This window comes from Paenibacillus humicola, assembly GCF_028826105.1.
GTDB lineage: Bacteria > Bacillota > Bacilli > Paenibacillales > Paenibacillaceae > Paenibacillus_Z > Paenibacillus_Z humicola.
In genome coordinates this window covers 3014712-3028402 of record NZ_JAQGPL010000001.1, presented here as the reverse complement: position 1 = coordinate 3028402, position 13691 = coordinate 3014712, and the positions used below count along the sequence as shown (strand labels likewise).

The following is a 13691-nucleotide window of genomic DNA, read 5'->3' as shown; positions in this document are numbered from 1 at the left end:
CGGATGAGACCGAAATCATCAGCGCCGTACTCATGGCTTTGTTTGCACGATCATGGTACTCTTTTCTGCCGCAAATCAGCAATCGGCCATTCGTATCCCGATATGTCAAAAGGAACAACAACGTTACATCGTGCTCCGGCTAGCCGCATAAACAAGCCGCTTCAGCAAGTAACTCTTCTGGAGAGTGGGGGTTCGTCAACGAGGCGGCGGTAGAGGGAAACTACAGGTGGAATGGATCAATGCGCGAAATCCCGCGAGCAAGCCATCGACCGCCCTTGCTCTTCACTCAATAAGCCAAAACCAAGAATATCAGGGTCATTCGACCATAAATGGTTATGCATGTAATAACGCTTTGCTATCGCCGGCACGTTGCTTTCCAATTCTTTCGTATATTGCCGCCAGTTAAGACGGTCGAAATCCCATTCGATTCGCCAGCTGTCGGCCTACAGCGTTCATCGGACCGCAGTCAAGCAGGTGACAATCGTTTCCGATGGCGTCTCGAACCGCTTGCAGACCCGCTCGATAAGCCCCCGCGCGACCCTTTGTATTGTCATGAAACTCTTCAATCTCAAGGATACTGCTGTACGAAAAGTCAATCTTGACCATTTCATAGCCCCACTCGTGTCGAATGCGACGCATCACGCCTTTCATCCATTCAAGCGCTTCCGGATGAGTCGGATCGAGCGAGTACCCGCTGCCTACTTTTTTCTGTATCCCGTTCACATCTTTGCCGCACCAGTCCGGATGCGTTCTGGCGACTTCGGAATCCACGGCCAAGCTGTACGGCGCAACCCATAATCCCGGCTTCAAGCCCAATTTGCGGATCTCATCCGCCAGCCATTTCATTCCATGCGGGAAGCGCTCGTTAGCCTCCCAGTCTCCATGCCTTCGCTGGTATCCGTCGTCAATCTGAACAACTGTTAAACCATAGTCTTTCAGATGATCCGCAATGAATCGGGCATTGCGCAGAATCTCTTCTTCAGATGTATTAAGAAAGGTGTAATACCAGGAACACCAGCCCATTAAAGGAGCCTTAGGCTTCACCTGATACTGCGTTTGAATGCGCTTCGCATACTCGATGAGTGCTTCATGGGCGGAATTCTCCCACACCAACGCGAACCAATCCGAGCTCAGCTCAGCGCCTGTTGGCAGCATGCATTTCATGGCATAATGCGAACGCGAAGTGAGACCGAGTCCGAACTTTCCATGCTGCGGCTGAACGCGCCAGTCGCTTTCAACGATGACCTCTCCCTCAGATGCATCAAAGCTTACATAACCTGCTACGAAAGCCTTTCCTGTAGCTCTGCTTACTGCCGCGACATTCCATCGGCTTTGGATGCTGCGTCCGATCATAATCGGTTCGACACGCCCCGGATCCATAAACATATATCCGTTCGTCAGCAGCCAGATCCTCCAGCTGTCATCCTGAGGAATATAGATCGCCCCGCGCTCCTGCGAGCTTGCTGTGCAAGGTTGAAGATCGATAATCGCGAGCGGTTCCGATCCTTGGTTGGACGCCGTCGCCTCGAAGAAAATCCCTAACAGCTCGTCATACATTTTCACTTTGACCGTTAACGTACATTGCTTCGCCGAATCTATGCACGTCAGTGTCACCAGCCGGCCGCGCCCGTTTTCATCGGAGAGCTCCTCGTCCCTGACGCTGCGGATGAGACTGCTGTCTGAAGTAGACAGCTCCCCGCCCTTCCACTTCACCTTGCTGACGGCATTGAGCAGAAGCGGTGAACCATCCTTCAACCAAGCGCTAAAGGTTCCCTTTGCAGGGTTAATATTTAATGTGATTAAATTTGTCATTACGACGCCATTATCCACCGTATATCCTCCTCATCCATTCCGATCAATTAAAACCAATCCATTTCGTCAAGCTGTTCATGGTTATCGAACTTATTGGACTTCACGAATTGCAAATAGGCCTGCCGGATATGCTCCCGCATCACCTTCTCAGCGTAATCCGGGTCCCCCTTCTTCAACGCCACCACAAGCGGCCAATGCTGCTCGACTTCTTGCTCCTTCGTGTAGTTGAAGCTCAAGATCCGATTGGCTAACGCAATCTTGAAAGAGATCGATTCATGCATGATTAGCAGCTGTGAATGATTGGCCAGCTTGTAAATAAACTCATGAATGTACTCGGCATCTGGGGAAAGCGTTTTCACATTGTTGTCGAATACCTTCTCTTTCATTTTCCCAAAGAAACGTTCTAATTCGCTGATGTCCGCAGCATCAGCTCTTAGGGTAGCCAAGCGAATAGCCAGCCCTTCTATAACGGCGCGAATCGAGTAAATTTCAAAAATATCTCTGGCAGTCAAATTGCGTACCACAGCGCCTTTATTCGGAAGAATCGTAATGATCCCTTCGCCGGCTAAGCGATTGATCGCTTCCCGCACTGGTGTCTGGCTGATTCCCAGCTCCTTGGCCAGCTTGGTTTCAACAATGCGATCTCCCGGGCTCCATATGCCGTTCAAAATCGATAGTTTCATGTAGTGTACGATCTCTTTGCTTAAACTTTGCTTTTCTTTAAACAACGGTCGTTCCATTAGAAATACCACCACTCCATTCACCGATCTAATATTATATATAATCGATTATATAATCTACTGTCAACCTTCTTTGGTAATAAAAAAAGGCACCTGATATGCACGTGCGATAGAGTAATACCCGCCTTCTACCATGAAGGAAATGACCGGCGCATTCTTTTTCTCGCGTAGCCAAGGGTGAAAACCTGCGAATTCATGAGTCTGAGTGAGGAAACGGAATGATATCGAGGGATCTCAAAAAACAATAAATCCATCCTTGGGTTACTAAAAAAAACGGCTCCTGGAGAAAAGAATAGGCCGTGGATATCACCACGGCCCGTTCTTCTTATCTTCCATACCTGTTTATATATGTTTAGTGATCGTCACCGTCCGGGTCTTCAATCCGTTTTGTTTCGGTGAAGCTTTTCGATTTCTCGGTCAAGGTAATCGCCCCGGCTGATCTCGGCCGCTTCCAGTCTTGCTTCGGCCAGCACGGCTTCATTTTTTTGACGCTCGAATTCCGCATTCAATTGCTGTCCGGAAATGACTTTATTGACTTCCCATTCCGCCGCCGCGCCGGCCTGTCTCATCAGCAGCAGATCGCGCTTCGCGCCGGCTTCCTCGACGATGGTTTTGAACCGCATATACCGCTCCTTGGTGGCCATGACGCTTGCCTCAAGCTGGCTGACATCCTTCAGCATGGAGGCCAGAAGGTTTTTATTCACCAGCTCCCGTTCCAGAAAAAGCCGTGCCGTCTCCGCATCCTGACGCTGCGCCGCATGCTCAGCCTGCTGACGGCAGGACGCGGCCTGCTTCTCGACACTTCGCAGCCGCTCCTTGGCCGATACCAGGCCTGATTCTGCACGGCTCATGGCAACGGCGAATTCCCGCAGACGTTCGTTGGCGGATTCCATATACGTTTCAAACGATTCCTCGCTTGAACCGGACTGAAACAATCTCTTTAAACGCCCGAAAACTCCCATTCTGGCCTAATCCTCGCAGTACTGCCGCGAATCCGCCGTTTGGAAGGAAGCTCTCGTAATGAATTGTCCCGGCGCGCCGTCGTCCCCGTATTCGAACACCATGACGTGACCTCTCGGAATGAGTTTTCCCAGTACTCTTACGGACTCCGCGCGGACACGATAGACGGATGGGAACGGACAGCAGTACCAGTAGGCGGTTTCTTCGATATCGCCCTTCTTCAGCAGCTCCTCGACCGTCGATTCATATTCGCGTTCGACCGGCGTCTCATTGAACAGCTCCCAGTGCTCCTCCAGGTCGTGCACGGCCTGCTCCCATTCACCGGCCTGCTTGATATCACGGATCGCCAGGTGAGAGGTCACCTTCCAAATATCGCTGGAATCCAGCTTGCACTTCCGCGCCTGCGGCCGTGCTTCAAAATCCGTTCCCGATCGGACTCCCTTGAGCAAATCCGGAGCCTTAAGCCCCTGCGCCACCAGAATATAGCTCGTTAGCGCCATCCAATACTGCTTCTCGGCGTCTTCATGGCTTTCCGCGGATACGCGCCGTCCATTCGTGATGGTGCCTACGATGGAATCGCCCGATTGTTTCCGAGTTCTAGCTTCTTCGTAAAGCAAAATGGCATCCCTGAACCTTTCCTTCTCCGCACGGGCCGTTTCCACCTCCATGGATAGAAGCTCCTCCATGCCGGCAGCGGCCCGGCGGAGTCCTGACAGATGTGCCACCGGACAAGGCTCCGGGCCATCGACCTGATTGCCTAGCCGAATCGGCAGCGTAAGCCGCGTCGAGTTCGGAAAGGAAGCCTCCTGTCTGGCCCCAATCATAATATCGGGAATCATCCCGTACCAGACGTCAGCCTGATCGTGCGACACGATGGGGACGGGCTTCGGCTTATCCTCCGAAAAGGCGTCGCCGAGCATCGCATCCGCCATCGTCTGAACGCTTCTGGCCGCCTGCACCAGCGCAAGTGCGCGCGGGGAGTCGTTTTCTGCAAGCTCCACATGGAGTGAATAGACCTGCTCGCCCAATCTTTTGAAGCTCTCCAAATGCTCAATCGGACAATATTTTTCCCCAGTCAAGCTTTCCCGGATTCTGTCGAACAACCCCATGGGTTATTCCTCCTCCAATTCTTAGTGTAATGAATGGTACGCATTAAGAATCTGAATGTTTCGCGATATCCAAAAAAATCCTATCCATGACAGCAGCGATCAAGTTCGGTAGCTCAATAAGACCACCGGACCTCCAGGCGGTTAATCCCCCTTCACGTACACTCTCTCCCGCTCCACCGCATTTTTCAAATCATGCCCGGTCGGATTCTGGAACACCCGGAGTCCGAACTCCGGTGCGACGGCGAGGATATGGTCGAAAATGTCCGACTGCGCCTCTTCGTACACGACCCAGGCGGTTGAGTTCGTGAAGGCGTAGATTTCCAAAGGCAACCCGGTTTCCCCGGGGGCCAGCTGTCTGACGATCTTCGTCATGCCTTGATGGATATTCGGGTGATGCTCGATATACCGCTCAACATACGCTCTGAAGACGCCGATATTCGTCAGCGCTCTTCCGTTCACGCGAACGGACCGGTCGATTCCGTTCTCTTCGTTGTACCGCTCGATTTCGTTTTCTTTTCCGGCGATATAGTCGGTCAGCAAATGAATTTTTTTGAATTTTTCGATCATGTCAGGACTGCAGAACATGATGCTGCTCATGTCGATGAAGACCGAGCGCTTGATACGCCGGCCGCCCGAAGCCTGCATGCCCCGCCAGTTTTTGAAGGAATCGGAGACCAGTGCGTACGTCGGGATGGTCGTAATCGTTTTATCCCAATTCTGCACTTTGACCGTATTCAAGGAAATATCGGTAATGTCGCCGTCCGCACCATACTTCGGCATCTCAATCCAGTCGCCGACGCGCACCATGTCGTTGGAAGTCAGCTGTACGCCCGCCACCAGGCCCAGGATGGAATCTTTGAAAATGAGCATCATGACCGCCGACAATGCGCCGATCCCGCTGAGCAGAATGAGGGGACTTTCGCCAATCAGATTGGAGATGACCAGTATGCCGCCGATAATGAAAATAAAAATTTTGACGACCTGAATATAGCCTCGAATCGGTCTCGCCTTGGATACCTCGAAGGTAACGTAAATGTCGTTCAAAGCGTTCAGGAAAGCGTTCAACACGAAAATCATGACGACAATCATATAGACGGCGATGCCTTTTACGATCAAATGCTGATACGCGGGAAACATGTAGGAAAAGGAGTAGATGAGAATGGCTGGAACCATATGGGCAAGCTTCTGAAAAACCTTCCGTTCCAGCAAATAATTATCCCACGTTATCCGGTTGTTTCGAATATAATGGGCCAATACTTTCTGCACGGTCCACTTGGTGATAAAATACGCTGCGACGCTCAGCGCGGCGATTCCGGCAACCATGATCGCGTTGGACAGATAGACCGCCATACCGGCCCGGACTCCAAGATCCTCCAGTAAAGCTTTAAGAAATTCCATATTCGCCCCCTTAAAAAGAAAGACCCACTTGGCGCGCATGAGTTCAATGCGCAGTGGGAGATGTTATGTCATATGTTACCGGATGCGGCCCTCCCCCGTCAACGTTTTCGGGAGGATGGACACAGCCCGGGAGCGTCCTGCTGATGCATGGCGAAAACCAGCGGATACGCAGCATTCATATCGTCAGGAACCCGGATAAGCGAAGCTATTTTACAACGTGACCGCCGTCGTCTATCGTCTGGATTGAAATTCCAGTTTTTTTGCTTTTTCCTTGATATAATCTGCCGTCCGGAGCGCTAGCGCCATTACGGTATTCGTCGGATTTCCTCCCCCGGAGGTCACGAACAGGCTTGCATCGCAAATAAACAGATTGTCGATATCGTGCGACTGCCCGTACGAGTTGACCACGGAGGAACGAGGATTGCCGCCCATTCGGCATCCTCCCATCAAATGCGCCGTATCGGGGACGACGAATTCCGTTTTGCCGCCTTCGGCCTCCAGAATGGAGCTCATCGTGCGCACGGCGTGATCGATCAGCATCTTGTCGTTATCCCCGTAGCTGAACGTGACTTTCGCGCGCGGCATCCCGTACTCGTCCTTTTCATCGGCCAAAGTAACCCGGTTGCGTTCGTCGGGCAGCACTTCGCCGACCAACGTGATTCGTCCGTAATAATTGTAATTCAGCAGGGCTTCCCGCAGTCGTTCGCCCCAGATCGGTCCTCCCTGCGCTTTGGCAACGCCGCTCGCAAAACTAACCGGCCTGACGCCGTGTGAATGAAGCGTGTACCCCCGGGCGAATCCGCGATTCGGGTCGGTCCGGTAAAAATCCTGTGTCGTCGCGAGTACCGGCGTTCCTTTGTACAACCTGATTTCGTAATCAAACTTGGCATAGACGTCGTGGCTGCTGTGCACCATAATGGCCTTCCCGACCATGCCGCTGCTGTTGGCCAGCCCGTCCGGAAAATCCGCGGTGGCGGAGTTCAGCAAGAGGCGCGGCGTCTCCACGACGAAAGCGCTGAGAATGACCAGCCTCGCCTTCTGCTCGTAGCTTTTGCCGTCATGAACGAACGCAACTCCCCGGGCCCTCCCGTCCTTCCCCATCAGCACCCGCGTGACCATGCAATCCGCCAGAACTTCGGCACCGGCCTTGATCGCCTTCGGTATATGTACGATTAACGTGCTGAATTTGGCGTCGGGCATGCAGCCTTGGTTGCAAAAGCCGCGGTTGATGCACGGCGGACGGCCTTCGAACGGCGCGGATAAAATGGCGAGCGGCGCCACGGAGGAGCGTATGCCAAGCTTTTCGCAGCCGTTCATGAACATATAAGCGTTCGGACTGAGCGGTTCCCGTTCCGGATAAGGATACGGGCCATGGTAATTTCCCCAGGGAAATTGCTTGGGGCCGGATACGGCGATTTCCTTCTCGTTGCGCGAATAATAGGGCTCAAGATCCTCATAGCCGATCGGCCAATCCTCGCCAACGCCGTCCCACGATTTCGCTTTAAAATCGGCATCGTGAAACCGGAGGAAAACGCCGGTGAAATGCGTCGTCCCGCCCCCGATCCCGCGGCCGGAGTTGTTGTGCCCCATCGTTAACGGGTCGCTGCCGTCGACGATGCGGGTATCCTGCCAGCCCAGCGACTTCATGGCCAGCTCATCGCTGGCAAAGTCCTTCTGCGGGTCGCGGAAAGGTCCGGCATCCAGCACTACGACGCTCATCCCGGCTTCGCTCAGCTCTTTGGCCAATACGCCGCCGGCGGCGCCTGCCCCGACGATGACGACATCGACTTCTTCGTTTCCGTAAGTACGGTTCATAGCTCCTTCTTCGCCTCCCACGGATCCAGTTGACCGAGCTGTACACGCACATAGCCGCGCGGATAAGCGGGTCCCGCGTAACCGATCTCCGACCATACCTGCGGGTGAGAGCAGTACGATTCAACGGCCAAGCCAAGCACCTTCTGAAAAAACGGCTGCTGCGGCGCGTTTATCCAATCCGACGCCGGCTCCGCTTTCCCCTGGCTTACGGCCTGCAGAAGCTGCTTCTGCGCCTCGTTCTCCAATTCGAGAAACGAAGCGGCGAAGCTTCGCCTTGCGTATTGCTCAAGAGCTTGAAGTCCCTGTCGGATCAAATCCTTTCCCGGCGGGACCCCCTGCTTGCGCTGGCTTTCACCGGGTGAGGCATGCAGCGTCTCGTCAAAATGATGGAGCATAAAACGAATGACGCCCGGGCTCTGATCGTTCATCAGCAGGCTGCACATGACCGAAAGCATCCCGGCTTCCTGTTTGCTCAAAAACCGGTGCTGCGGGGATGCGGTTGTTCGGCTTTCGACAATGGATTGCGTATGGTCGTCCCATGCGTCCTGCTCGTCCATCACGTTGAAGGACGGATAATGCGTCTTCTGCGTCACGGTTTACATCCCCTCCCAGCACAAAGCGATCAGTCCGAGGGCACTGAGCGCCGAGAACATTAAGGGCAGTATGACAGGCGGCCCGATCAGGAAATTTCGGAGCGCGTACCCGCCGACGCGAATCCCCACGCCCCGAAAATGAAAATAGAACCCGATCAGTCCGGATACGACGCCAAGCCACATAAGCACGTTAAACACGGTACGAAGCCACTGCGCGTTGTACCAAACGAGCACGATTGCCGCCACGAAAAAAACGGGGGATAAAATGACGGGCACCCACATCGATTTTTGGTGAAAGTTTTGCCGGTAATGGAACAACGTGACCTGGATGCCCAGCAATAGAAAAGCCAGACCGACAAACAGGATCACAACTCGATCCAACGACCAATGCTCCCAGTACATACTCCCTACCTCGCTTCGCGATGATTTCTTGAGCTCGGAAGTATATTTACCATTGAATATATTTTCTATCCATTTTCAGTATAAAATGAAGGCGCGATGACATACTAATCCCGATGATTTCCATGTTTCCGGTTGGCAATTCTGGAATTTCCCGCGGGGAGGTACGCGTGTTGGCAGAAACGAAGACGACGGCGATTGAACCGGCTCTCCCCCATTCAGATCCGCCTTCGCTCACCGTGGCGGAGACGATTCTTCGTCAGCTTCGGTTATGGGGGGTCAGAAGGATTTACGGCGTTGCCGGGGATGCCATATTCGGCCTGTTGGATGCGCTGGCGAAGCAGGACGACCTGGCGTTCATTTCCGTAAAACACGAATCGGTTGCCTCGATGATGGCCTCGGCCGAGGCGAAGCTGACGGGACAGCTGTCCGTCTGCATCGCGCAGATGGGACCGGGACTCGCGAATCTTCTGACAGGCCTAGGGGATGCTTTCATGGACAAGGCGCCGGTACTGGCCATAACCGGGCACGCTCCGCTTGACAAGCTCGGGACGCCGTATAAACAGTCTGTTAATCAACAGTCGATGGTCCAGTCCGTTACGGGCTCGAGCCAATTGGTCGTTCATCCGGACGCCATTATTCCCGCACTCAAGCAGGCACACAAAATCGCGCTGTCCAATCGTACGCCGGTGCATTTGTCCATTCCCGGTGATCTCTTTCATTTGGTGACGAAGAACCGGCCCGAGCCGCCGCCGCTGCAGTCCGCTCCTGTCCTCGATCCGGACGGGTTAACGAAGGCGATCGAGATCATTCGAACCGCCCAAAAACCGATGATGCTTGTAGGCGGAGGAGCCCTCCGGCACCGCGATCCCCTCCAAGCGTTTGCCGAGGCTTGGAGCTGCGGCCTTGCGATGGGCTACGGAGCGGCAGGCATCTTCCCGGATGACCATCCGCAGCTGTTAAACGGTCTTGGTGAAGGCGGCAATCCTTACCTGACCGAGCTGTTCAAGGATTCGGACGTTGTGCTTGTCCTTGAGACCGATTGGTGGCCGGAACGGAGCGTTCCAAGTCATGCGCGGGTGATTCATCTCGCCGTCCGGCCGGATATCTACGATGCTACCCTGCCTGTCGAAATCGAGCTGGCGGGCGACCTATCGGTTATGCTGACGCGGATGGCTGCAGAGCTTGATAATTATACGGTACAGCCTGAGTGGATGAACCGGGTCAAGCACTGCAAACAAATTTGGAAGGAGCAAAGCGAAGGAGAGAAAGAGCAGACGGCGACGCCGCTTCATCCTGCGGGCATTATTCGTGAACTTGAGCGGCACCTTGACGACGAAGCTATCATCGCTTTGGACGAAGGGGACTCCACGCTTTGGTTTTTGCGCAGCTTCGCCGCCCGCCGGCAGCAGGTGCTGCTGTCAGGCCGCTGGCGGACCATGGGCTTCGGCTTGCCGGCCGCGATGGCGGCAAAGCTGATCGATCCGCATAAACAGGTCGTCTGCATTACGGGCGACGGCGGTTTGGGCATGGTGTTGGCGGATCTGCTGACTGCCGCGCGATACGGGCTGGCGATCGTCGCGATCGTTTTTGACAACGGCACGCTGCAGATGGAACGCGACAAGATGATCATGAAAGGCCTTGAGCCGGAAGGAACCGCAATCTCGAATCCGGATTTTGTTCAAATCGCGAGGGCATGCGGCTGGCATGCGCAGCGAATCCAAAACGGAGATGAACTGGACGAGGCGCTCGCTTCGATTCGAAGCTTGAGCGGACCGGCATTGCTGAGCGTTGAGACGGCCCGCATTCCCCATCCCGATTACAAAAAATAGCCATAAGGAGAAACGATACCCATGAACCAACCATCGCAAGCGGCTTCCGGTTCGGCGGGAGCGCCAACGCCTCCCTCCCCCCCTTATCCGCCCCAGCATCAAGATGCGCAGCCCGGGATCGAGTCGTTAATGAATCCGCGGCCGATCTTTGATAATCCGGCTTATGCCGGAAGCGGAAAGTTACAGGACAAGGTCGCGATCATTACCGGCGGAGACAGCGGTCAGGGACGCGCGATCGCCGTTGCTTACGCCAAGGAAGGCGCGGATGTCGTTATTGTCTATTTGAACGAGCATGCCGATGCGGAAGAAACCAAACAGGCCGTCGAGAAAATCGGCCGCCGCTGCTTGAATTTGGCCGGCGATATCGGAGACGAATCGTTCTGCTACCAGGTAGTGGAGAAGACGCTGGCGCAATTCGGTAAATTGGATATTCTGGTCAACAATGCGGCTGAGCAGCATGTGCAAAACGGCCTGGAACATATTACGTCCGAACAGATGGAGAAGACGTTCCGGACGAATTTTTATTCCGTCTTCTACTTGACCAAGGCCGCTTTGCCGCACTTGAAACCGGGAAGCGCCATTATTAATGCCGCCTCCCTGACCGCCTACGAGGGGAACGAGCTGCTGATGGATTATTCCGCTACGAAAGGGGCCATCGTCTCCTTTACGCGTTCGCTGTCCAAGTCGTTAGCCGGCAAAGGGATTCGCGTCAACGGCGTCGTTCCCGGTACCATTTGGACGCCGCTCATTCCGGCTTCCTTCCCTGCCGATCAAGTCGCAAACTGGGGCGGCAAAACGCCGATGAAACGTGCGGGACAGCCTTTCGAGGTCGCGCCGGCATACGTTTATTTGGCTTCGCAGGATTCATCTTACGTTTCGGGCCAGTTCCTTCATGTCACCGGAGGCGTGGTCGTGAACGGTTAAGGGATTACAACGAAGGCATTTCGGACGGTACCCATAGCCGCTCGACGTCGAGCCCGCGTTCGTCTCTCTCCTTCAGATCCCGCAAAAATTCCGGAAAGCCGTATTTCGGTTTCCAGCCCAGCGTCCTCTCCGCTTCGGACAGGTCATGCTGTTCGACCTGCGCGGGAAGGTTCAGCTTGTACTTCTCGATCAAACGTCTCGCGCCCGGGACGCGCGACTCGCACCAATCCGGACCGAGCTTGCCAAAATTCTGGACGACGTCGGACGGCATCCCGTGGTCGGTGTGAACGATCGTCCGGAACAGTCCGAAACGCTTCTCCAGCGCCGCTTTGACGGATGCCGCCGTGGCCGCTGCCACATCTCTCCGGTCCACGCCGTTGCGAAGCAGCCGTTCCCCGTATTCCAGATACGGCCGTGGAATGAATTCGTGGTACCGAAGCATGGCGATCGAAGCGCCGGTCATTTCATGGTAAGCTTTGCACAGGTCTTCACCGATAACTTTACTGACTCCATACACGGACCACCAGCCGTAAGCCATCGACGATGCGTAGACGATCGCCTTGATGCCCTCTTGCCGGCATGCCTCGAGCATATGGAACGTGCCGTCGACATTGACGGCAAAGATCGTTTCGTCGCTGACCGGCGGCTGATGGGCGCAGTGCCAAGCGGCGAGATGAACAACGGCGTCCACACCCTCCGCCGCGCGGCGCGCATCGCCCGGGGATCTTGCATCGTACCGGATAAATTCGACTCCCGCCAGATCCTCCGAAGGCGGAGGCATAACATCCGCCATCCTGACCGACAATCCTTGCCGAATCAGCTCGCGGCAAACCGCTTGACCTCCGTTGCCGGACGCGCCGGTAACCAGTACCTTCATAAGATAACCTCTCTCGTTATTGGAATTTGGATTGCGGCGTTAATGCCAGCGTTATGCACGATTACTCAATTCGTTACGGAACCCTCAACTTCCTGTTTGGAAACAAGAGAGATACTGGATGGATGCTATCCGTTCTTTTCGTCCCGGAAAAGCTTCCGTTCGGTGCAGCAGCGTTCAAGCGTTTTCATAACATCTTCGGGTATACCCTGCGGATATATGCGATCCAGATCCAGTAACAGCGCCCCGACGACCGGTTCGAACCGCGCGTTTATACAGTATGCCTTGGGCACTTTTTCCTTGAGGTGTTTTTCAATAAGCTCCTGAATGATATTGTCGCCCTTGCACACGCCTCCCGAAATGACCACAGGCAGCGGCCTGTCAACGATACTCAGTTTTTTTGCGGCAACCACCACATAATTAGCCAAAGCGGCGCAAAATTGGTCAATGTACTGCAGCGACACGGCGTCTCCGAGACGTATGGCCTCAAAAAGCAGCGGGCAGAACTCCTTATACACCGGCTGTTTGGGAGGCTCGTCTTCGGTCCGGCCCGTCGTACAAAGCATATAAAACTCTTCGACGGAGGAAAAACCCGTAAAATCCAGCAAAAGGCGCGTCAGTTCGGTTGGCGGTGCAAGACCGACGCTGGCGTCCACCACAGCGTCTACAATAAAGCGGCCGATGGCTTCGCCGCCCTGATGGATGTTCTTTAAGTAATAGGCATACTCATAACTTTTGCCGTCCTTGTTAAAGACCGCGCAATTGGCGCCTGTGCCCAAGCAGATCACGGCGCAATCGCGTCCGATCATTTCCGTGCCGCCCCGAAGCGCGCCTATGCAGTCGTTAACGTAAGTAACATTCTGGACGCCCAATGTCTCGCGAAGCTGTCTGACGCCAATCGGCAGTTCAAACGGCCAGTCCGCACCGGAACAGCTGGCGGATACCCGGTCGATTTTCGACAGAGGCAAGCCTGCGTCGGCGAGAGCTTTGTCCGCGGCGAAACGGATACGTACCATTTTAAAAATGCGTCTTTCCAGAGCCTCGTATACCCATTCCTTGTCGTCTCCAAAGCCCAGAATATGGCCTTGGCGGTCGGCGACGATCGTATGGGCTTTCGTGCCGCCCAGATCAACAGCTAATATCAATGACATGATTAACACTCCATTTTTTTACTGAACACGTTCAGCGGGTATGCGCGCTTAGCCGTGAGTTAGGGTCCGCTGGAATCTTGGCGA

At 54.4% G+C, this 13691-nt stretch carries 12 protein-coding genes; 2 read left to right on the top strand and 10 right to left on the bottom strand.

Annotated features, from left to right (window positions below; genetic code table 11):
- Window positions 1–402 precede the first annotated feature (402 nt).
- From PD282_RS13890 to PD282_RS13855, 8 genes are all read right to left on the bottom strand, one after another.
- Entirely contained in the window at window positions 403–1830 is a 1428-nt protein-coding gene (locus PD282_RS13890) for a glycoside hydrolase family 36 protein (protein WP_274651271.1), read from the bottom strand.
- Window positions 1831–1859: 29 nt separating this feature from the next.
- Window positions 1860–2552: a GntR family transcriptional regulator gene (locus tag PD282_RS13885; protein WP_274651270.1), complete on the bottom strand. Its 693-nt coding sequence runs from the start codon at window positions 2550–2552 to the stop codon at window positions 1860–1862.
- A 377-nt stretch (window positions 2553–2929) separates the two neighbouring features.
- Complete coding sequence (locus tag PD282_RS13880; protein WP_274651269.1) at window positions 2930–3514, bottom strand: PspA/IM30 family protein; 585 nt, start codon at window positions 3512–3514, stop codon at window positions 2930–2932.
- Between the two features lie 6 nt (window positions 3515–3520).
- Window positions 3521–4621 carry a hypothetical protein gene (locus PD282_RS13875; protein WP_274651268.1) on the bottom strand — a complete coding sequence of 367 codons (1101 nt, stop codon included), beginning with the start codon at window positions 4619–4621 and terminating at the stop codon, window positions 3521–3523.
- Window positions 4622–4762: 141 nt separating this feature from the next.
- A complete protein-coding gene (locus PD282_RS13870; protein ID WP_274651267.1) occupies window positions 4763–6019 on the bottom strand; it encodes a mechanosensitive ion channel family protein in 1257 nt (418 codons plus the stop codon).
- Window positions 6020–6250: 231 nt separating this feature from the next.
- Window positions 6251–7834 (bottom strand): GMC family oxidoreductase, encoded by a 1584-nt coding sequence (locus PD282_RS13865; protein ID WP_274651266.1) that lies wholly within the window; start codon window positions 7832–7834, stop codon window positions 6251–6253.
- Window positions 7831–8427, bottom strand: coding sequence for a gluconate 2-dehydrogenase subunit 3 family protein (locus PD282_RS13860; protein ID WP_274651265.1), 597 nt, complete (start codon window positions 8425–8427; stop codon window positions 7831–7833). The genes PD282_RS13865 and PD282_RS13860 overlap by 4 nt, the downstream gene beginning before the upstream one ends.
- Before the next feature lie 3 nt (window positions 8428–8430).
- Window positions 8431–8829 (bottom strand): hypothetical protein, encoded by a 399-nt coding sequence (locus tag PD282_RS13855; protein WP_274651264.1) that lies wholly within the window; start codon window positions 8827–8829, stop codon window positions 8431–8433.
- A gap of 170 nt (window positions 8830–8999) precedes the next feature.
- On the opposite strand from PD282_RS13855, the gene PD282_RS13850 reads away from it, so the two are divergent.
- Window positions 9000–10658, top strand: coding sequence for a thiamine pyrophosphate-binding protein (locus PD282_RS13850; RefSeq protein WP_274651263.1), 1659 nt, complete (start codon window positions 9000–9002; stop codon window positions 10656–10658).
- A 21-nt stretch (window positions 10659–10679) separates the two neighbouring features.
- A complete protein-coding gene (locus tag PD282_RS13845) occupies window positions 10680–11582 on the top strand; it encodes an SDR family oxidoreductase (RefSeq protein WP_274651262.1) in 903 nt (300 codons plus the stop codon).
- A gap of 4 nt (window positions 11583–11586) precedes the next feature.
- On the opposite strand, the gene PD282_RS13840 is transcribed toward PD282_RS13845, so the two are convergent.
- Entirely contained in the window at window positions 11587–12459 is an 873-nt protein-coding gene (locus tag PD282_RS13840) for an NAD-dependent epimerase/dehydratase family protein (RefSeq protein ID WP_274651261.1), read from the bottom strand.
- A gap of 125 nt (window positions 12460–12584) precedes the next feature.
- The gene (locus tag PD282_RS13835) at window positions 12585–13607 is read right to left on the bottom strand and encodes an N-acetylglucosamine kinase (RefSeq protein WP_274651260.1); all 1023 of its coding nucleotides are present in this window, start codon (window positions 13605–13607) and stop codon (window positions 12585–12587) included.
- Window positions 13608–13691 lie beyond the last annotated feature (84 nt).